This window comes from Rhizobium laguerreae, from assembly GCF_002008165.1.
Lineage (GTDB): Bacteria > Pseudomonadota > Alphaproteobacteria > Rhizobiales > Rhizobiaceae > Rhizobium > Rhizobium laguerreae.
Genome location: NZ_MRDM01000013.1, coordinates 1 through 20406 on the forward strand (window position 1 = coordinate 1; position 20406 = coordinate 20406).

The window sequence follows — 20406 nt, forward strand, 5'->3', positions numbered from 1 at the left end:
GTGGTCTCCGTTCGTCCTAAGCAAACAAACAGAATCACAACTGGCTGATTTCACTCAACTCTTTTTCGGTCAGGCTCTAAGCGGTCTGCCTATTGATACCGGTAGCTGCAGAAGCACTTTACGGCAGCAAGAGCTGATCGATGGGCTTACGGCGTAAACTCTTTTCGGCACGGCCACGCGGAAAAATTATCTTCAAGGCGAACACACGAAAGTATCGTTCAGTAAATAAGCTTGTCATAGCATTAGCCACACCTGCCATTGAAAGTCTGCTCTCAAACGCGCTGCCAAGTTATCACAGCGCCGAAGCGTAAGGAAAAATGAGTTGTCCCGACGCTAGCCCGCCGGGGCTGACGACAACCTGCTTCGAGCCATCTCTGAACTGATCGGCGTTATGGCTATCAATCCCCTGGAATTGCACTTGCACCACCCTGGGGTTCTCCCACTCGCCGTTCTTGCCGAACCGTATCTCGCCCATGACCGTATGGAATACCGCATTACGGGTGAAATTCGACAAAGCCCGGTCGTCGAGCCCGCCGGTCGAGGTAATCGCCTTCGCGACGACTTGCATCTGAGCGTAGGCCAGCGGAGCCATGTAGTGCCCGAGAAGGTCGACGCCTTCGACCCTGGCGCGCTCTCGATAGGTGTCTAGGAAGGCTGCCACGCCGGGGAAAATCATCGTCGAAACCGGAACCCAATACTCGTAGTTCACCAAGCCGTTGAGCAGGGGACCGAGTGCCGTCTTTACGGACGTATTCTGAGGGCCGATCATACCCGCGCCCACCATCTTCGGACGGAAGGAGTGTTTGCGAATGGCGCGGATGAGATCGATCGAATCCTGAATGTAGGAGCATAGGAAAAGCAGGTCGCAATTGCTCGCAGCGACCGCATCCAGTATCGGTGCGAAGTCAGTGGTCGCAAGCGAATACTCAGCCTCGTGGATGACCTTGAAACCGTGTTTTTCCGCGTTGGCCCTTGCGCCAAGAATGGGATTTTTCGAGAATACGGCATCCGCAGAAAGGAGTGCGACCGTCATAGGCCTTGGCTTCTGTTGTGCGGCAATCTCGAAGAAACCCTCCGTCAGAGCCGCGTTCGGGTCCGGACCTGTTGGTATCATTGCAAAATAGTTCGTGTAAGAGAGCGCATTGTTGACGCCAAGACCCATCAATCCGACGAAATATCGCTCGCGTTCAATGATCAACGGCATGGCCGGCAATATGGTATTGGTGCCGTAGCCGCCGATGACCAGATCAACTCTATCCTTGTCGAGTAACCGTTCATATAGGCCAGATACGCGGGACGCATCGCCTTCGTCGTCGTAGCAGACGAACTCGACGGGTCGGCCGAGCAGGCCGCCCGCGTCGTTGATTTCGCTTCGCCAAATTTCGTGCGCAAGCCGTGCCGACTGACTATTGCCCGCAAGCGGACCTGTCAATGAAAGGCAGTAGCCTATGCGGATCGGAGCTGTTGTAAACGACATGACCATGCGCCTTTGCTGACGGAAGAACCAGGACAGCCTCGGCACTACCATCTAAGAAGAATTGAGCCTTGGCAGGTGGTTCGGCTTCGTTCGATCTTTGGGTCCGTTCCAGTTTATGCTGTGCGAGGGCAGTTTAGCGAGCGTCGGCTATCGTCACTAGGCTCACAATGGTGAAGCTGTGTCGCAGAACACGGAACGCGTCCTTCCGTCGCGAGGGTCGATAGATCAGCAACCCGCTGATTATCGTGCTTGCGGAGCGGGTTTTCTTTCTTGCGACAGGAGGCCTGCCGAAATGGAAGTTATGCAAAGCATTGTTGCGGCAACGCGATCGAAGCTGCGGGGCATCAGGTCGTTCCAGTTTTTGCGACACAGCTTTCCAATATCGGTAACTAGCCCACTCGTGCGCCTTACCCATACTTGTCGCTTTCAATGGTGGGCGTTTGTTGCGCCCAATCTGGGCAGCCGCTCGCGTATCACAAGATCAACCCGATGGAGTTAAGCCATGCAAGCCTTAGACTATGACGGACTCATGCAAGCAAACCTGACCGGCGTATTCAGCGAGCGCGATCCAGAACGGCGCCTGATCGCGATCGGCGAACTCTACGCTGCGAACGCTACACTTAATGAGCCGGAAACTTCGGTCATCGGCCATGCGTCGATTTCCGATGCTGTCACCGCCGTTCTTGCTAGTTTACCCGCCGACTTCGTCTTCTCGGCAATGGGGCCAGCCCTCGGTCACCACGGTATTGGCCGTTTGCGATGGCAAGCAGGCCCTCCTGATGGTCCTTCAGCGGTTACTGGCATGGATATCGCTCATTTCCAGGATGGTCGGATACATTCGCTGTATGTTTTTATCGAACCCGGCACCTAAGGGAGTTTGCTCACGGGCATTGACTTAAAGATGCGAGAAGCCATGCGTGCTCGAACGGAACTGACATCAAAGATGTCGTCAAAATCATTCAGCCCGCGGCTGTTCGGTATTGGTGTCGCTCGTGAAGCTGGCCGTTACGAGCATGATCACAAGCCGGGCTATTGGACCAAGCGGTCGACTGGCTGGCGAGCTTCGGCATGCCACTTTTGATGATCTGGTAACGAAGAGTACAAACGCCAGTTCGCCGCGATACCGACGAAATGAGGCTATGCATCCGGGGCCTTACCGTCATCGAAGCATTCGATCAGCATTTCCGTCAGGACACGAACTTTCTTGGCTGGATATTGTGCGGGGGGCCGCACAACGTAAATACCAGCCGTGGGCAATGGATAATTTGGCATCACAGGAACAAGCGTACCCGATGCAACATGATCTTTGATGAGCCCCTCGGGGAGATAGGCTATCCCGATACCCGCTACCGCGGCGGCCGTGAGAGCGACGGCGTTGTCAGCCTTGAAGCGGCCTCGCGGATTGACCGTGATGATCATCTCGCCATCCAGAAACTGCCAAGTTTCCGTTCCCTGCATGAGAGCCTGATGGTTGGCAAGATCTTCCGGCGTCTCGGGAGACCCATGTTTCTCGATATAGTCGGGGCTCGCAACGAGCTTCCCGTAAATCGGGCCGACGCGTCTCGCGATCAGATTGGAGTCCTGAAGATAGCCGAGCCGTATTGCGCAGTCGTAGCCTTCCATGATGAGATCGACGACCTGGTCACTGTAACAAGTCTGTATTTGCAAGAGCGGATGACGGCGCGCCATTTCCGCGAAGACGCTGGCCAAGTGTGTTGGCCCGAACGACAAAGGTGCAGCGATCCGTAAGCGCCCGCGAAGCTCACCGGCGGGCAAGATCGTTTCCTTGGCCACGTCGATTTCCGCACAGACTCTTGCTGCATAATCCCGGAACGTGCTGCCCGCTTCGGTGAGTGCTGCGCCACGAGTGTTTCTCGCCAGAAGCTGGACACCGAGTTCCTCCTCAAGCCGGACCAGCCGTCGGCTGACCATCGACTTCGAGACACCAAGTCGCATTGCAGCGGCCGTCACACCTCTAGCATCCGCAAGCTCCACAAACGTCCTAAGGTCTTCGATGTCCAATTGGTGTTCCCCGTTTGGCGACACAGCTTTGCAAGATTGAACACTACCGCATCATTTTGTGGAATGACAGTGTCCGCGTCAACGGCAGCGCCTCTGTCAGCGCATGCTGATCAAATCGTTCAACGCACCCTTTAAATGACAGCAGAGGATTTATCATGACCTTTCGTAACGGCCTTTCGTCACTCCTTCGCCCCGAAGATTCGGTACTGGTTTTGATCGACCACCAGCCTTATCAGCTTGCGAACCTAAACAGCCATGAGCCGCAAATGGTGGTCAACAACACTGTGGGCCTGGCGAAGGTCGCAAAGGCGTTTGGTGTGCCGACAATCCTGACCACCGTCGTTGCCGGACGTGGCGGCAACCTTTTTCCGCAGGTCTCTGACGTATTTCCGGGCCAGGAAATCATCGACCGAACCTTTATCAACACTTGGCAGGACCCGAAGGTGGTGGATGTGGTTAAGGCCACGGGTCGCAAGCAGTTGATCCTCGCCGGTCTGTGGACCGAGGTATGCGTCGCGATGCCGGCGATCCAGGCACTTGGCGAAGGTTGGGACGTCACGGTCATCACCGATGCTTCCGGCGGTGTCTCGGTCGAAGCGCACCAGGTCGCCATCCAGCGCATGATTGCGGCTGGTGCCAACATGATGACCTGGCTCGCTCTGGCGGCCGAATGGCAGCGTGACTGGGCTCGTGCGGAAACTGCAGGGAAGGTCACAGATGTGATCATCCAGCATGCTGGTGGCAGCGGCATCGCATATCTCTGGGAACAGCAACTGCTCAATACGCCTGTTCCCAAAACGGCCTGATGATTTTACCCGGGTTGGCGGGCTCCGATGATGGATTGCCAAGAGTGTCTTATCGGACCTCGCCACCCAAATCCGGTGCACCGAATAAGGACCATGAATTTGTCGATCGATCACTTCCCCGTCGGGTTAGAGTTGGATGTTTCCTATCCAAACTTCACAGCCAGCCTTTCACTTTTATCAACGACGCAACTGAAATTCGAGATCAAAGAGGGGCCGCTTGCTCACATCGAGATCGTCGATATTCACGTCGTGCCGCTTGGTAACAGCCTGTTTACAGTTAGCTGGCAGGAGAAGGACGGTGCCACTGTCACCAACGTCCAAGACTTCGACCGCGGCCTGATCCATTCGCATGCGACGTTGCGAACGGCCAGTTCCTGCGGATGACCGGTTCGATTGCAGTCACGCGTGCCACCGATCGTGTTATCGACGATCGTCCCCAGCGCAACAAGGCTCTGGCGCGCGAAGCAATGACATCGTTGTTCCAGCGTCACGAGGTGGCGGCGGTCGAGCGGCTTTATGCGCCAGATTACGTGCAGCACAATCCCAGTATCCCTCAAGGCCGGGACGCCTTGAAAGCCCTGGTCAATAACCTGCCGCAGGACGTCTACTACGAACCCGGCCTCACGCTGGCCGAGGGGAATTTTGTCGCCATCCATGGCCGCATCCGCGGTTGGGCCGAAAGCACGCAAATCGTGGTCGATCTGTTCCGTGTCGAGAATGGCAAACTGGTTGAGCACTGGGATGTACTCCAAGATGAAGTACCAGTCGCGGCAACCCTCGGCGGCACCGCTATGTTCGACCCGAAAGAAGCAGAGTTCCGCACCGAAACGGCTAACACGTATACAGATACCCCGCGCAAGCAATTGCGCGGGAGGCCCTCGTTCAGGGACTTATGCTGGCGACGCGTCATGTCGACGGTCTTCATCGAAGGCCATGTCAACTGATCCACCGTATTGCGAGGGCTTTTCATGAAATTGGTAGTGACAGCTTTGCGGCCATCCTCCTGGATCCGGCGACAGGGAAGCTCCCGTCTTATGCCGAGCGCACGGAACGACGTCAAAAATGACAAGAGGCTGGCGTGGTCAGCCACAGTTCAAGCGGTTGGCGGCCATCCATCGGCAGACGGATCGGCGTGTAAGCGACGGTGAGTGAGGCCTCGGGCGTGGGATATGTCGCGAAAGATCGATCAGGTTGTTCATGACTGGCTGTCCTTCTGCGTCACGGATGGACCCGCTTCGCGAAACCATCGCTGCGCATCCGCGCCGGCCGGAGTTTTCATCGGCGCGTCCGGTTCGGTCACTGCACGCCAGACGGCATCGGCTACGTCTTGCGGCGTCGTGAATTCAGTGCCGGATCGCAGCGTCGTTAGATAATCCTGAACGAATGCGGCATAGGGTTCGGGAATTTCATGCCCATCCGGGCGACGCATTCTTCCCGAAGCCGGTTGTTGACGCAGAGCCTGGCAGGACCAGTTTGGCCCGTACATCAAACAGGCCCGCCTTGAGCGCGAGGCTCTCTGTAAAGGCATTCAATGCCGCCTTACTGGCGCTATAGACTGACAGCGCCGGAAGCGGTTTGATGGTGACACCGGAACTGACATTTACGATCACACCGGAGATCTCCTCGTCGAAAAAAGGAGCCGCCGGTCGAGCCATCCTTATCGATGGGTGAGAGAAAGACGACACTCTTCGCGGCCTGTTCGACGGTGCGATAACGCGAATGGCCGCGCAAGTCGGTGGCGGTTAAGCCTGGATCGGGAGGCGACGACATTCGCCTCATAGACGGTGTGAATGTCATCGATTAATCGATTGTTGGCTGGGAGTGGTCGTTTCCCGGCCAGCAATACCGGCATTGTTGATCAGGACGTTAAGCTTTCCGTCCTCGCCCTCCACCCGACCAGCGGCCGCGCTAAACCAACGCCATCCTTGACATCCATTTCGATTGCCCTGACACCGAGACCTTCGGCAGTGAGCACCGCTACGGTTTCATCCTGCATGCTATTCTCCAATGGGATATTCTGCTCACTTTCGAAGAACATCCTGCCATTCAGGATGTCGCTCAATCTGGGCTTTCGCAAACGGGCAAAGGGGAATGATAAAAACACCCTCGCGTCGGGCATCTTCGACCGCCTGGCGCACAAGCCGCTCACCAACTTTTCTCCCCCGTAAGGCCGCGGGGACGTCGGTGTGATCGATGATGATGAGCTGTGTGCCAGCTCGGCTGTAGGTCATCTCCGCCTCGACGCCCTCTACCACGATCCGATACCGCCCTTTCGACGCCCCGTCCTCCCGTTCCACTTCCTCGCTAACCGAAGAAGCGGCCTTCTCCGGAACCTTCGCATTCAGTTCCCGAACTTTGCCCCGCTGCCCGTGCGTGCACTCAAGCTGGTCGCGATCCCAATTTCCAAGTTCGGCGGCTGCTTCGTAAGTCGACACAAGAAACGCCAGTAGCGCTTCGTCAGGATCGGCTGCAGCTTGGACCGCCTCATAAGGAAGGATGAACTCCGACAGGCCCTCATGCCAGAATGCCGCATCAGGCCGAACAGACGCAGCCCTGAAACCGCTCGGTGCGGGATAGGCATAGGCATAGAATGCGGGATAATCGATGCCGCCACCTCCCGGCCAAAAGCCCGCCGAAGATACCTCGCGGTCATAGGCCTCCTGCGCCACATTGTCCGGCAGTGCTGGTATGCCGCCTGGATGGATTGGCGCCTGCCGCCCCGAAAACCGTGTGACGGCTAAATCAAAGCTGCCCCAGAAAAGGTGTACAGGACTGGATTTCCCGATGAAGGATGTCCGGAACGCTTTGAATACACGGTCTATTGCCATCAATGCCTGATGAAAATTCTGGACGGCCTCGCGGTCATACGAACGTTCCCGATGGTCCTCATCGAACGGCACGGGGTCCGCCACTTCATTTGGCTGGCCATGGAAGTCGGGATTGCCGCCGAGTTCGGAGATCAGATGGGTGAAATTGGCATGAAACTCAGCGACGGTAGACGCCCCCAGCGCAAACGAAGCCCGGCGTCCGTCGCCGCTCGTGCCCACTACGGCATGGTCGTGAAAGTCGATCACAATCTCGATGCCGGGGCCATCAGGAATTGGAGAGGACGTCAGACCGGAAGGGGTCACGTAGAAAGTCGCGTTCCAGGAATGGTTGAGCCACGGTGTATGAGCCAGCCGGTATTTGCCGACGACCTGCAGATAAAGGTGCAGGGCGGAACACGTCTCGCGCCAGCTGAGGTAGTCGAGGCGGGGCCATTTATTGCTCATTTTACTTACTCCATTTCTGCCGAAACACGACGACGTCGTGAATGCGGTTCGGTTTGATCGACCGCGCCAGGGCGATCGCGCTCCTGTCGTCATTCCGGAAGCGGTATATGCTCGTCCCGATCGTCGATCGGCAGGTCGAACATGCCTTCGCCCCATTTCTGCGACTGCCATTCAGCCTTGGCTTCCTCAATTCGCTCTTTCGACGAAGCGACGAAGTTCCACCAGATGTAGCGCGGTCCAGACAGTGTAGCCCCGCCTAAGATCATCAGGCGAGCGCCTTTCTGTCCTGCTGCAACCGTGATCCTGTCACCGGGGCGGAAGACCATCATCTGCTGTGCCTCAAACTCCTGACCAGCGATCGAGATCGAGCCTTCGACGATATAGATGCCTCTGTCTTCGTGATTGTCTGGCATCGGCAGGCGAGCTCCCGCCTCCAGCGTGACATCGGCATAGAATGTCTCAGAAAACATGGTTGCGGGAGCGGTCTTGCCGTAGGCGTTGCCGAGAATGAGCCGAACCGACACCCCGTGATCCTCGATCACCGGTAGTAAATCCTCACCGTAGTGGTTGAACGTTGGCGCCATGTCCTCGTTCTCTTCCGGCAAGGCGAGCCAGGTCTGGATCCCGAAGAGGCTGTTCGGCCCGGTTCGGGCGGTGGCGGATGTTCGCTCCGAATGGGAAACACCGCGGCCCGCGACCATCCAGTTCAACGCACCAGGGCGGATGATCTGGTCGGCTCCGGTGCTGTCGCGGTGGTGAAAGTCGCCGCGATAAAGGTAGGTGACGGTCCCGAGACCGATATGCGGGTGAGGACGGACGTCGATGCCCTGGCCGGTCAACAATTCCGCCGGGCCCGCCTGATCGAAGAAGATGAATGGTCCCACCATCTGTCGCTTCGGGGCCGGCAGGGCGCGCCGGACCTCAAAGCCGCCGAGGTCGCGAGCGCGGGGAATGATGAGGGTCTCGATCGCGTCGATGCCAACCTCGTCCGGGCAGCCTGGTTCGATTGCGGGGTTCCAGCTCATGTGCGGACACCTTTCTTATCTGGTGGGCGATTTACATCGCGGAGTGAATTGGTTGCTGCAGTTCTCTGACGGCATCATCATCTGAAACGGAGTTATTTATCGCCAGGCGGAGTTCCGCACCCGACGAACTGTTGAAAGATGTGGGCGAGTGATCAAGGTTGCGTGATCGGTTTTCCGCACCCGACGCCCCGCGAAGTTTTTCGAAAGATGCGATGAGAAATTCGGAAAGGATACGCACCTTGCGCGGTGGATGGGGGCTGGATGGCCTCACAACATGAACATCCCCGACGGGCAGCGGAAAGCGCGTCATGATCGGGACGAGCGCGCCTGAGGCAAGATATGTACGGGTGACACAGTCCGGAAGCCAAGCAATGCCAAGCCCCTCCGCTGCGGCTTTGGCGATCGCCGCACCATTGTTGGAGCTGAAGCGTCCTTGTGGCTGCACAGTGATGATCTTGTCGCCTTCCAGGAACCGCCAGGCCTCGATACCCAATAGGGCTTGGTGGGTCGCGATTTCGCCTGGCGATTTAGGTGAGCCATGAACCCTGATATAGTCGGGGCTGGCGACGAGCTTAAAATAAATCTCGCCCACGCGCTTGGCGATCACGTTTGAATCACGCAACGCGCCGACGCGGATTGCGCAGTCGAACCCTTCTGCAACCAGATCGACGCAGTGGTCGCTATATTCTGAATGGATTTGAAGCTGCGGGTGGCGGCGCGCCATTTCTGTAAGCACGGAGGCGAAGTGCATTGGGCCCGATGTCAGCGGAACGGAAACCCTCAAGCGCCCACGAAGGTCGCCTTCGGGCAAAATCGTTTCGCGAGCAATGTCTATTTCGGTGCAGGTCTTCGCCGCGAAATCGCGAAACGTAACGCCCGCCTCGGTCAGGCCCGCACCGCGCGTTGTGCGCGCAAGAAGTTGAACGCCGAGTTCTATCTCAAGCCGCGCAAGCCGCCGACTGACCATCGACTTGGATACCCCCAACCGGCGCGCCGCGGGCGATACACCACCGGAATCGGCGACTTCGACAAAGGCCCGCAGATCTTCGATGTCCATTTCGGATCCCCGTATTACGATCAAGCCAGGGTATTAAGCCGTTGTGCCGTTCTGACCGCCGGCGCCACTTCAGTGCCCAGCAGTTCTATCGATCGTTTCATCGCTGCAGTTTCGAGAGCGGCTGTGCTCATCTGGAAGGTGATGCGAGATGTGCCACCCAGTGTTTCGCTCGCCTGCAGTATTTTGGCTGTCACCGTCGTCGGATCACCAACTAGGAATGCACCTTCAGGTCCCGCCATGACCTCAAACTGCTGACGCGTCGGCGGCGACCAGCCGCGCTCGCGTCCGATATTCGCTGTCAGATGTGCCCAGCCAGGGAAAAAAGCGTCCTTGGCTGCCGCATCGCTTTCGCCGACGAAGCCCATCGCGTGAATGCCGACCTTGAGCACTTCGGGGCTGTGCCCTGCTCGTTTACCAGCTTCTCGATAGAGATCGACGAGCGGGCGAAAGCGCTCAAAGCTTCCGCCTATGATGGCGATCATCAGCGGAAGCCCAAGCGCACCAGCGCGGGCGAAGGACTGCGGCGTGCCGCCCACACCGATCCATATCGGTAGTTGCTGTTGATGGGGACGCGGATAGACTCCTTGTCCACTGAGCGGTGCTCGGAAACGCCCTTCCCAGGTGACATTCGTCGACTCCTGCAGCGCGACTAGCAGATCGAGCTTTTCCGCGAAAAGGTCGTCGTAGTCGCGCGTGTCCAGGCCGAAGAGCGGGTAAGCCTCGACGAAGGACCCGCGACCGACAACGATTTCCGCACGGCCCTTGGAAATTAGATCGAGGGTCGCAAATTCCTGAAAAACACGCACAGGGTCGGCGGCACTTATTATTGTCACCGCGCTCGTCAATTTGATTTGGCTGGTCCTTGCCGCTGCGGCAGCCAGTATGATCGTCGGCGCGGAGTCGAGGAACTCTGCGCGGTGATGTTCACCGATACCGAACACGTCCAATCCAACGCGGTCCGCCACTTCGACTTCCTCGATCAGTTCCGCCATACGGATGGTGGCCGAGGGAACCTGTCCTGTCGCCGGATCTGGTAGGATAGCTGCAAAACTGTCGATACCGATTTCCATTGTGGGTCCTTTGATAGATGTTGGCGCAGAGCTTCATTCACCACGGGTAACCGCCACCGACAGGCTGAGAGTGTCATCACTGCCGGCCATGCGATAGTGCTCGATCCTGGGAAGCTCTGTCGCAAAATGAGGAACGCCGTTTGCAAGAGGATCTGCATGCCAACCAGGCTTTATTCCGGGCGCGGAGGTAAGGCATCTTCCGGGTGGACAAAAGAGTTTCAGTTCAAATCGCGAGATCGCCTCACAGCCGGCACGCAATGGCGATCGCGACCGACGAGGTGGCGGGGAGTTGAAGAAGCCGATCTCCCTGTCATTTACCTCCTCACAGATTGCATCGGACGCGCTTTTGGCACTTATGATCTTACAGCCACGAACCTATTTCCTGGCAGTCCCGGACAACTTCTTGCAAGACGTTTTATCGTCGGGCGGCAAGACAGAGCCGCGCACCACGCCTGGCGAAGGCGAGTGCGGTCGCTCGTCCAATGCCGCTTGATGCGCCGGCGATGACGACTGATGCTCCTCGAAGGTCCTGCATGTGCTGGTGGCTCCCTCTGGATGATGGCGTTGTGATTTCGGCGCAGTACAGTTCGATGGCTTGTTCGGTCCTAAGCGCTTCGCCGCGGCTGGAAACCAATACGACCTGCGGAGTGATCACGAAGCCAGCATTCGTGCTTCCTGGGCTGCCAAGATAAATGCGTCGCGAGCGGCCTCGCAAGGAAATCGTTTCTGCAATGCACGCAGACACTTTAGCCGGGCTTCGTCGTAACAGGTGCCGGAGGTCACCGGCCACCTGTAGGAAAGATATTGAAGGCCCTCTTCAGGGCCTCGGACGGATTCGACGAAGCCTCTGCCGACTCTGACTTGAACAGGTACTTTCCAGGCAACAGTGAAGTCGCTTTCGATGACTAAGGTGCTCATTAGACCCTCCTTTCGTGGCGACAACAAACATTTGACCGGCCGGTTCCTTCCTGTACTTTTCCGCACAGATCAGCCTGGTACACAACCGGACCCTCAGTGAAAGGTAGGTCGGGACGGATTGACATCAGCTGGCGTGAAGGACGACCTTTTTGAACTAGCCACGTCCAGTGCACCAACTGCGCGAGCCAGAAGCGCTTCCGTCTTGGTGGCCTCCGTTGTCGCCGGTGCACGAGCATGCTCCGATCAATCGTAGGTCTGTGCGAGGTTGCAGCTCATGGTGTCCGAGCATTCAACCCGCCGCTCTGCAGGATCTTATGGCGCCGCGTTTCAATGCTGCGGCTTCGGCGTCGGACACCGCGGTTCCTCAGTGCAGCCAAAGACACTCAGATTCGCACACCATGATTTCCGCCATCTTCGCGCAGTGAGATAACGGTCGAGATTCTCATCGGCAGGCATCACTCACTGCTTTGCCGTGAGAATCGCGACAGATGGCTGAACGGCGGCGCCATGACCCTCTCTTTTTCGTCAGCTGAGCGTGCTTTTGATGCTCTTCAACATTACCAGATGACTTTGGATGCCGGTGACCGCGACCATCGACGCACCTCGGGCCATCGGGTCGTCGCCGCTTCTGGCGTAGCTTTTATGAATGCCTAGAAGCTCCTCATGTCCATTGATTTGGCCGTCGATGTACATGCGGTCGAACTCGGCTCCGGATGCCGCCTGCAACTTTTGAAGCGCGGCCTGATGTTTTTCGCTCAGCCCTGCCGCGCCGGGTTTTGAGCCGAACGCTCTAGCAACCGCCGCTTGTTCTTCAATTTCTAGTTCGGAGAAGGTCTTGACTTGTCGGCTCGTTGCCCTTGTAGCGGCGACCTCGCTCGTCGCAGTCGCGAAGTCGCCTCCCATCAAAGCCTTGAGCTTCGTTTTCTCGATCGGTCGATCTTGCGCGGCCACCCCGGTCACCATCGGAAGCATGCCTTCCATTGGGCGATCTCCATTGTTTGCCACCTGCACGAACCAAATCCTGCGGCTTGAGTTCCCGCACTCACACCGAAAGATGCATCAATCTCGGTAAGGAAGCGGACACAGATGTCCAGGTTCCCAGGCCAGGAAGATGACCGCCGTGAACGTCCCACTCACTCGCGGTTCTGTTTCGATCCTGAGCGGAAGGCTCATCAAAAAACGTGTGCCATCTCTGATCAACCGAACGATAGCAGGAGCGATGGCAGCCTCCGCGAGCAATCCCAAGAGGACGACATACCGGCAGGGGAGACCTAAACCAGCACGCTTTCTTATCGGCTTTGTGCCTGAAATGACCGCGGGTCTGCGCAACTCGGCTTCGGGTTGAAGGCATCAGGGGCCCAAAAGGAGCTTCGCCGCGTCAATGACCGGTGCCGTAAGTCGTTGGCTTCGACCCCTAGGAGGTCGGGTGGGATAGCCGCAGACAATCATCTGGGAACCGGCGAGCGATCTGGAGGTTGGAGAACTGCAACTCGAACCCGGAAGGAAAATCAAATCATGAAAATGAAACTCATCTGCGTCTCATTACTTGCAGCCGGAATGGCCACGAGTGCCTTTGCTCAGGCCTCGAATTCCCCAAGCGGAACCGCGACCGGTACCGGTGTGACGGGTACCGTGAACGGTGGGGGAACCCAAACCATGCAACCGACGGCGATGGACCCGAATTCCACGGGCAGCACGACAAACGGCTCGACTGTGCCTGGCGGTTGCAGTGGCGGCAGTGATCCTGCGAACTCCACCGCTTCGGGTTCTGTGCAGACCCAGGGTGGTCTGAGTGATGCGACCCCGCAGGGCCAAGCTTGTTCTCAGTGAAAAGACGTGACGTCTTAGTCATAAGGAATGGCGGCCTCGGCGATGCCACTTTATCGTCGCGCCGCCATTTCGCATCACCGGCCATGATCTGGCCGCTGCGGGCTAGGGAAGCGGATGCGAACACCAGAGATCTGGCTTTGTCTTTCGGGCGGTAACGCCCTCGGTGCATTTCACGCCGGCGCCTACCAGGTTCTTCACGAAAACCAGCTCGAGCCCGACCGCATCGCTGGCGCCTCGATAGGGGCGGTGACCGGAGGCCTCATCGCAGGCAATAGGCCGGAACAGCGGCTGGCTCGCTTGCGAAGTTTTTGGGAGCTGGCAGCGGAAGAGGACATGGTCTTCCTCCCGTTTACTCAAACCGCGGGACGAGCCGCAAAAAAGCTATCTGCGCTCACAGCCTTTTTCGCAGGAAGACCGGGCTTGTTCCGGCCATCGGTACCCGGAATCTGGTCCGTGCTTCCTTTCAGTTTCTCGGACGAAAGCGTGCTCAAGAGCGATCCGCAACGTGAGACGCTGACGCGGCTGATCGACTTCGATTTGCTTGGTGGAGGCATGATTCCTCTCATTGTCACGGCCGTGGATATCGAGACCGGTGAAGAAGTGGCCTTTGACAGCCGAAGAGGCTCGACTACCCTGGATCACATCATGGCCAGCACGGCCTTTCCGGTGGCGTTTCGCCCGGTCACTATTGGCGACCGGACATTCTTCGATCCGGGGATCGTTGCGAACCTCCCTTTGCTGCCCCTGTTCTCGAAAGAACCGCAAGAGGAAGTTCTGTGCATCTGCCTCGATCTTTTTCCACAGCGGGGGCAGGTTCCGACTTCACTGGACGAGACGGTACGCCGGGCGACCGACGTGCTGTTCGGAAGCCAGAGCAGGCGTGCGTTGAGGGAGCTGAAAACATTGCTTGGCGGCGCGCGCGACGGGCCTTCAATCACGGTCATACACGTCGCGTATGGTATTCAATCGGAAGAAGTCGGACTGAAAACCTTCGACTTTTCCCGCCGGTCTCACGACATGAGGTGGGAAGCGGGACGCCAGGCTGCGCTCCGCCTCCTCGACGCTATTGAAAACCCTCCGGTACGGCGCCAACGTCTTGATATATGGCGGCAAACCCCAGAAGGTTTGTTGCAGTATTGGGATTTGTGACTCAAAGGTCGGTAGGTGAGGGCTGGCTCAACGTCAGCTGGCGGCGCTCCAAATCATTTGCTTTCCCTAATGGCCGTCGCACTGCTTCATCATCCTGAACAACGGGGAGGGCAAAAGCTCGGGTGCAACGGGCGTATCCAGCGCTACCTTTGTGTCGGAGGTGTTGATGACCTGGACGCTCGCGCGGCGTTTCTTGGAAGTTGAGCATGGCTCGTCACCAAACAAGCTGCGGTTTTCTGCCCGGCCGACGAGTGGGATTGAGGGAACCAATCCACCGATCTATAACAAGCCGCAAAGCAGCAGCTACAGCAACATGTATCTGTCATGACACCAGTAGGGATGAAGGAGATCATCCACGCACAAAGGATATGACTTGTCCCGTGGTGACGATCCAGCCGTGCCCTGCTCGAATCCGACCAAGGCAAGACGAGTTAAGGACGCATGTGAGGGCCTGTCATGGGCCTGAATGGTTTCGAGCTCGACGAGGAGGACCTCCGGCATGGTCGCAAACATTGCCAAGAGCTCGGTTGTGATTGCGCCGGTCTGGAACTTTCCACCCACATAAAAAGCTATAACGGCGTTGTCTTCGAAGGCGTCGATTGCCGCTACTACTGCATTCCCTGGAAGGGCGCTGATCATGCCGCCGCCAATCATGTTGATACGGTAACCGGCGAGATCGGCGAGCCCGCTGCAGCTCCGGCCCCGAAACTGATAGCAGATCCGACCTCTTTTCAGATACTCGACGGAGAACCGGAACGAGAACCCATTGTCACACGGGTAGGTTAAGGCCGTGATCTGCGCGAGCGTATCTTGAAAGGCTGTCCGGGCATCAGTCATGGGCTTTCAAACTAGGCCTGCCCCCGGATGTTCCAGGAAGGCAGATGCAAGCTAGCGAGTTCCAACTGTGGTTGGCCAGACATAACTGCCTGTTATCTCGCATATTCGAGGGAGCGATACCGCCGCGTCGAAATCGCCTGAAGTCGAAAGTCTTTCTACATCACGTGCAAGCTAGCTTCTCACTTGCAGCGTCCGCAATCGTACTGGAACTAGCTGCCCCCTGCACGGTTTCACAGGGCAGCCGCGGCTAACAGGCGAAGGCAGCTGTAGTAGGTGAGAGTACAAAAGCCGAGGAAACCCCATGAACAATCCGGAAATCGAGCCCGGTCTGCAACCGGCGCAGACACTTCGCGTGCAAGAGGTTGGCGTCTACCGTGGCCCGCATCTTTACAGTCGAACCAAAATGGTCCGCATCCAGTTGGACCTTGGAAGGGTGGAACAATATCCGACAAATCTCCTGCCTGGCTTCGTTGATGCCCTTCTGAAACATGTCCCCGGATTGCGCGAGCATGGTTGCAGCTATGGTGAACCTGGAGGGCTGGTTCTGCGAATGGAAGAGGGCACGTGGCTCGGACATGTCGCCGAGCACGTCGCCATCGAACTGCAGAACATGGCGGGCGCCGATGTTGCCCGCGGCAAGACCCGTTCGGTGACCAACATGCCCGGCGTCTACAACGTCATGTTCGAATATGAAAATGAGGATGTCGGCCTGTTGGCCGGACGCTTCGCGTTAGAGCTCGTCAACTTGCTATTGCCCATCGAATTGCAGGGGCTTGCTGGCGCCGACATGATCGCACCGTCCCCTCTTGCGCTGTTTGCCATGCCTGAAGCCCTGCGCGTTCTGCGCGCGATGCATTCTGAAATGGCCTTCGGCCCCACGACCGCATCGATCGTTCGTGAAGCTGAAGCGCGCTCCATCCCCTGGCGAAGACTGGACAACAGCAGCCTTGTCCAGCTCGGCTATGGCAAACACATCAAGCGCATCAGAGCAAGCTGCAGCTCCCTTACCTCCGAGATCGCAGCGGAAATAGCCAGCGACAAGGAACTCACCAATCGCCTGCTGATCGAGGCTGGCCTACCGGCGCCGCTGGGCACCGTTGTCAGTAGCGCGGAAGAAGCTGTCGAGGCAGCACGGACGGTAGGCCTTCCGGTCGTCATCAAGCCCGTGGACGGCAACCATGGTAGAGGCGTCAATATCGGTCTTTCGACCCAGAGCGAGGTGGAGTGGGGTTTCGAGCAGGCGCGAGCGCATAGCAGCCTGGTCCTTGTGGAACAGCAGTTTGTCGGCGGGGATCACCGCATCCTTGTTATCGGCGGCAAGTTGGTCGCCGCTGCAAAGCGTGTCCCAGCGCAGGTCGTCGGGGACGGCAGGGCGACGATCGCGCAGTTGATCGACCGCAAGAACGAAGATCCCCGACGTGGCAATGGGCATGAGTCGGCACTTACCCGGATCTCGATAGACGAATGCCTTATCCACTACATCGCCCGTTCCGGATATACGCTGGCTAGCGTTCCCGAATGGGGAAAACCGGTCATGCTCCTGCCAACAGCGAACCTGTCAACCGGTGGCACTGCCATAGACTGCACCGAAGACATTCATCCAGACAATGCGCTGATTGCCTGTCGCGCAGCACGTATTCTTGGCCTTGACATAGCCGGCATAGACTTCGTCGCGCCGGATATCAGGAAGTCTGTTCTTGAGACAGGCGGGGGCATCATCGAGGTCAACGCGGGACCGGGTTTTCGCATGCATCTTTACCCCTCCCAAGGTAAGCGGCGTAACGTTGCAGCTCCGGTTTTGGATCTCCTTTATCCGCCGGGCGCGCCGTGCCGAGTGCCCGTATTGGCCGTGACAGGCACGAACGGCAAGACGACGACGACCCGGATGCTGGCTCATATCCTCGCCGCCAATGGTCAGATAGTCGGAATGACGTCTAGCAACGGCGTCTACATCGACGGCCGACGTATCATGGAGGGCGACTGCACCGGTCCAAGGAGCGCGCGTGTCGTGCTGGGCGAACCGACCATAGACGTCGCTGTTCTCGAAACGGCGCGCGGTGGACTGCTTCGCGAGGGACTGGCATTCGACGCCTGTGACATTGGCTGCGTGACGAATGTGACGGCTGATCACCTCGGCCTTCGTGGTGTCCATACGGTGGAAGACCTCGCCGCTGTAAAGTCGGTGGTGGTCGAAGCCGTTCATGAAAATGGCTGGAGCATCCTCAACGCCGATGACTCACTGGTCGCCGCCATGCGCGAGGAAGCCGGTTGCCATATCTGCTACTTTTCCACGAAAGCACCCACGCAGTGGCCGGACTTTTTGAAGGACCACGTACTCCACGGCGGCCGAGCCCTGGGATGCGATCTGGCTTCCGGCCCGTTTGACATGATTCTCTACGACCAGGCGAAGAAAATGCTGATCTGCCGCGCCGACGAGATCCCTGCCACCATGAACGGAATGGCTGCCTTTAATGTCGAGAATGCGCTGGCAGCATCAGCGATGGCCGTATGCAAAAATGTTCCTTTGCCCGTCATCCGTGAGGCGTTGCGTTCATTTGGAACATCCTACGAGCAGTCGGCTGGACGCCTTAACATGGTAGAGCGTGAGGGAGTCCGGATAATCGTGGACTATGCCCATAATCCGGGAGGCCTTCGCGCCCTCGGGGGTCTGGTTAGAAAGCTTAGGACCGGGAATAGCAGCTGCATTGGCGTCGTCGGCATCGGCGGTGACAGACGCGACCAGGATATTTTTGAAATGGGCGAGATCGCGGCTAGCCTTTTTGACCGTTTGATCCTGAAGGAAGACTACGATTTGCGGAGAAGATCGGCTGGCGAGGTTGCTGCCATTCTTCGTCAAGGCGCGCTCAAAGCCGGCTTCGACGCGTCCAAAATCGAGGTCGTGCTCCGCGAACACGAGGCAGTCGAGCGAGCGCTAGGCTCAGCCCTAAATGACGATCTAATAGTCGTCACCGCTGACGACATCGCCCGTGTTTGGGCACGAGTCTCTGCCCCGCCGGCCAACGAACTCGATCCTCTCCCATACAAGGGCGCTATTCCACTGCAATCAGAAATACGAGTTTTCTGATGTGGTCAATCATTCTCCATGGTGGTGCCAAAACAATCGAAGATAAGGACGCGGCGGCCAACCGCTCCGGCTGCAGGAGAGCTTTGGAGGCGGGTGCTGCGATCCTTAGAAATGGGGGCACGAGCATTGACGCCGCCGAGGCGGCAGTGCTCGTTCTTGAAGACAATCCGACCTTCAATGCGGGTTACGGCAGTGTTCAAAACGAAGATGGCGAAGTCGAATGCTGCGCGGCGATGATGGAGGGGGAACGCTTCAACGTTGGTGCGATCGCGGCGGCGAAAGGCGTCCATAATCCGGTTGCGGCAGCAAAAGCCATGTTGTTCGACAAGCCCGTGCTGATCGCAGGCGACGGAGCAAGAGCGTTCGCCGCACAAGCCGGTCTCAGGCTCTGTGACCCGGATGCACTCATCGCTATGGACCAAGCCAGGCAATCGGATGCCGAAAAACGTCACGACACCGTCGGCTGCGTTGCACTCGATGAAAGGGGACTTTTGGCGACTGCCGTGTCGACGGGTGGATTGGAGGGAACTCCGGCCGGTCGCGTCGGCGATTCCCCGCAGCCAGGTTGCGGTTTCTACTGCGACAACAATATCGGCGGGGCAGTATTTTCGGGTGATGGTGAGGATATCGCCAGGATGATGCTCGCCGCCCGGGTCATGTACGCCCTTGACGACCTCTCGCCGCGAGAGGCGGTAGAGGCGTCGCTCGCTCATATCGAGCGTATCGGAGGAGAGGCCGGTGGAATTGCTGTGACGCCTGACGGCAAGTTCGGCTGGGCTCACAACAGCGAACATTTTGTCGTCGCCTATGCGAGTAGCGATGATCCGTCTCCAAGGGTTTATTTGAGCAAATCGGAAGAGCAAAATGCTTAAGAAGACAAAGACCGGGAGCGGTCAAGATGGCACGCTCATCATCATCGGCGGCCACGAGGATCATGACGGCGAACGCGTCATTCTCAAGGAGGTTGCAAAGCATGTCAGAGACGGAAAGCTGGTGTTAGCGACCGTCGCGTCGCACGAGCCGGAAGGATACCTGGAAAAATACCAGCGGTCGTTCGGCGATTTGGGCATACCCCATGTGACCGAGCTCTATATCGAGGAGCGGGACCAGGCGACGAGCGAAGACAAGCTTGCAGGACTTCGCGACGTTGGCGCCGTCTTCTTTTCTGGTGGTGATCAGCTCCGCATCACCAGCCTCATCGGCGACATGCCGATTTACGAGCACGTCCACGAGATCTTTGCAAATGGCGGCGTCATCGCCGGCACGTCCGCCGGCGCTTCGGCGATGAGCGATATGATGCTTGTGCGCGGCTCAAACGCTAGCTCGTTTCGGATTGGTGATCTCAGCATGGCTCCCGGGCTGGGTCTGCTCCCGAACGTCATCATTGACCAGCATTTTGCCGAGAGGGGGAGGATCGGCAGGTTGATCGGCGCCGTATCGCAGAATCCAAGGGTCTTGGGTATCGGCATCGATGAGGACACGGCGATCGTCGTGCGCGGTCACCGTTTCGAGGTCATTGGCACTGGTGCGGTTTACCTCGTCGATGCTGGAGACATCACTCATACCAACATCGCAGAAGCTTCCCCGGACGAGGCACTGTCGATCTATGATCTGAAACTCCATGTGCTAAGCTCCGGTGACGGCTTCAACCTCGAGACCCGTCGGCCGGACCGCGAGAACGTCGCGGTCTCTCTGGAAAAAACGTCTTAATGCTGTGGGGCGGCGTGCCCAATCTCTCCGACGGCGAATTAAAACGTTGGATCCGGCCCGACCGTCGTTCGCAACTCCCTTTGCCGACCCAGCGCCCCTCCCGAGCGACGTTTTGATGCTTCTTTGATCAAGGTATCCAAGGCTCGAG

Annotated in this window: 19 protein-coding genes and 1 pseudogene; 10 read left to right on the forward strand and 10 right to left on the reverse strand. The window is 57.8% G+C overall.

What is annotated here, in order from left to right; translation table 11 throughout:
• Positions 1 to 292: 292 nt before the first annotated feature.
• Positions 293 to 1477: an amino acid ABC transporter substrate-binding protein gene (locus tag BS630_RS15320; RefSeq protein ID WP_077978153.1), complete on the reverse strand. Its 1185-nt coding sequence runs from the start codon at positions 1475 to 1477 to the stop codon at positions 293 to 295.
• 502 nt (positions 1478 to 1979) lie between these two features.
• On the opposite strand from BS630_RS15320, the gene BS630_RS15325 reads away from it, so the two are divergent.
• The gene (locus BS630_RS15325; protein WP_025395814.1) at positions 1980 to 2348 is read left to right on the forward strand and encodes a nuclear transport factor 2 family protein; all 369 of its coding nucleotides are present in this window, start codon (positions 1980 to 1982) and stop codon (positions 2346 to 2348) included.
• 266 nt (positions 2349 to 2614) lie between these two features.
• On the opposite strand, the gene BS630_RS15330 is transcribed toward BS630_RS15325, so the two are convergent.
• Positions 2615 to 3499, reverse strand: a complete 885-nt coding sequence (locus BS630_RS15330; protein WP_025395813.1) for a LysR family transcriptional regulator — start codon at positions 3497 to 3499, stop codon at positions 2615 to 2617.
• A gap of 155 nt (positions 3500 to 3654) precedes the next feature.
• Here BS630_RS15330 and BS630_RS15335 point away from each other — a divergent pair, with 155 nt between their 5' ends.
• The 3 genes from BS630_RS15335 (at position 3655) to BS630_RS15345 (ending at position 5249) form a co-directional block, all read left to right on the forward strand.
• A complete protein-coding gene (locus BS630_RS15335; RefSeq protein WP_077978098.1) occupies positions 3655 to 4305 on the forward strand; it encodes a hydrolase in 651 nt (216 codons plus the stop codon).
• 93 nt (positions 4306 to 4398) lie between these two features.
• A complete protein-coding gene (locus BS630_RS15340; RefSeq protein WP_077978099.1) occupies positions 4399 to 4689 on the forward strand; it encodes a MoaF-related domain-containing protein in 291 nt (96 codons plus the stop codon).
• On the forward strand, positions 4686 to 5249 hold the full coding sequence (locus tag BS630_RS15345) for a nuclear transport factor 2 family protein (RefSeq protein WP_077978100.1): 564 nt from the start codon (positions 4686 to 4688) through the stop codon (positions 5247 to 5249). Before BS630_RS15340 ends, BS630_RS15345 begins: the two co-directional genes overlap by 4 nt.
• Before the next feature lie 124 nt (positions 5250 to 5373).
• Here the strand turns inward: BS630_RS15345 and BS630_RS37990 are convergent.
• From BS630_RS37990 to BS630_RS15395, 8 genes and pseudogenes are all read right to left on the reverse strand, one after another.
• Positions 5374 to 5504 (reverse strand): annotated as a pseudogene (locus tag BS630_RS37990) (alpha/beta hydrolase family protein); the annotation flags it as partial.
• Between the two features lie 207 nt (positions 5505 to 5711).
• Entirely contained in the window at positions 5712 to 5915 is a 204-nt protein-coding gene (locus tag BS630_RS38665) for an SDR family NAD(P)-dependent oxidoreductase (RefSeq protein ID WP_376774683.1), read from the reverse strand.
• 411 nt (positions 5916 to 6326) lie between these two features.
• Entirely contained in the window at positions 6327 to 7577 is a 1251-nt protein-coding gene (locus BS630_RS15365) for a DUF5996 family protein (protein WP_077978102.1), read from the reverse strand.
• 89 nt (positions 7578 to 7666) lie between these two features.
• Positions 7667 to 8602, reverse strand: coding sequence for a pirin family protein (locus BS630_RS15370; protein WP_077978103.1), 936 nt, complete (start codon positions 8600 to 8602; stop codon positions 7667 to 7669).
• Between the two features lie 31 nt (positions 8603 to 8633).
• Positions 8634 to 9659, reverse strand: coding sequence for a LysR family transcriptional regulator (locus BS630_RS15375; protein WP_077978104.1), 1026 nt, complete (start codon positions 9657 to 9659; stop codon positions 8634 to 8636).
• 20 nt (positions 9660 to 9679) lie between these two features.
• A complete protein-coding gene (locus BS630_RS15380) occupies positions 9680 to 10729 on the reverse strand; it encodes an LLM class flavin-dependent oxidoreductase (protein ID WP_077978105.1) in 1050 nt (349 codons plus the stop codon).
• A 651-nt stretch (positions 10730 to 11380) separates the two neighbouring features.
• A complete protein-coding gene (locus BS630_RS15390; protein ID WP_077978107.1) occupies positions 11381 to 11647 on the reverse strand; it encodes a DUF982 domain-containing protein in 267 nt (88 codons plus the stop codon).
• 525 nt (positions 11648 to 12172) lie between these two features.
• Positions 12173 to 12628, reverse strand: coding sequence for a DUF4142 domain-containing protein (locus BS630_RS15395; protein ID WP_077978108.1), 456 nt, complete (start codon positions 12626 to 12628; stop codon positions 12173 to 12175).
• A gap of 963 nt (positions 12629 to 13591) precedes the next feature.
• On the opposite strand from BS630_RS15395, the gene BS630_RS15405 reads away from it, so the two are divergent.
• The 6 genes from BS630_RS15405 (at position 13592) to BS630_RS15425 (ending at position 20258) form a co-directional block, all read left to right on the forward strand.
• Positions 13592 to 14626, forward strand: a complete 1035-nt coding sequence (locus BS630_RS15405; protein ID WP_025395801.1) for a patatin-like phospholipase family protein — start codon at positions 13592 to 13594, stop codon at positions 14624 to 14626.
• A gap of 166 nt (positions 14627 to 14792) precedes the next feature.
• Entirely contained in the window at positions 14793 to 14954 is a 162-nt protein-coding gene (locus BS630_RS37005) for a hypothetical protein (RefSeq protein WP_158081405.1), read from the forward strand.
• A 128-nt stretch (positions 14955 to 15082) separates the two neighbouring features.
• Positions 15083 to 15412 carry a hypothetical protein gene (locus BS630_RS37010; protein WP_158081406.1) on the forward strand — a complete coding sequence of 110 codons (330 nt, stop codon included), beginning with the start codon at positions 15083 to 15085 and terminating at the stop codon, positions 15410 to 15412.
• Between the two features lie 352 nt (positions 15413 to 15764).
• Positions 15765 to 18548 carry a cyanophycin synthetase gene (gene cphA / locus BS630_RS15415; RefSeq protein ID WP_077978111.1) on the forward strand — a complete coding sequence of 928 codons (2784 nt, stop codon included), beginning with the start codon at positions 15765 to 15767 and terminating at the stop codon, positions 18546 to 18548.
• Complete coding sequence (locus BS630_RS15420) at positions 18455 to 19420, forward strand: isoaspartyl peptidase/L-asparaginase family protein (protein ID WP_245310409.1); 966 nt, start codon at positions 18455 to 18457, stop codon at positions 19418 to 19420. Before cphA ends, BS630_RS15420 begins: the two co-directional genes overlap by 94 nt.
• Positions 19413 to 20258 (forward strand): cyanophycinase, encoded by an 846-nt coding sequence (locus BS630_RS15425; RefSeq protein WP_077978113.1) that lies wholly within the window; start codon positions 19413 to 19415, stop codon positions 20256 to 20258. Before BS630_RS15420 ends, BS630_RS15425 begins: the two co-directional genes overlap by 8 nt.
• Positions 20259 to 20406 lie beyond the last annotated feature (148 nt).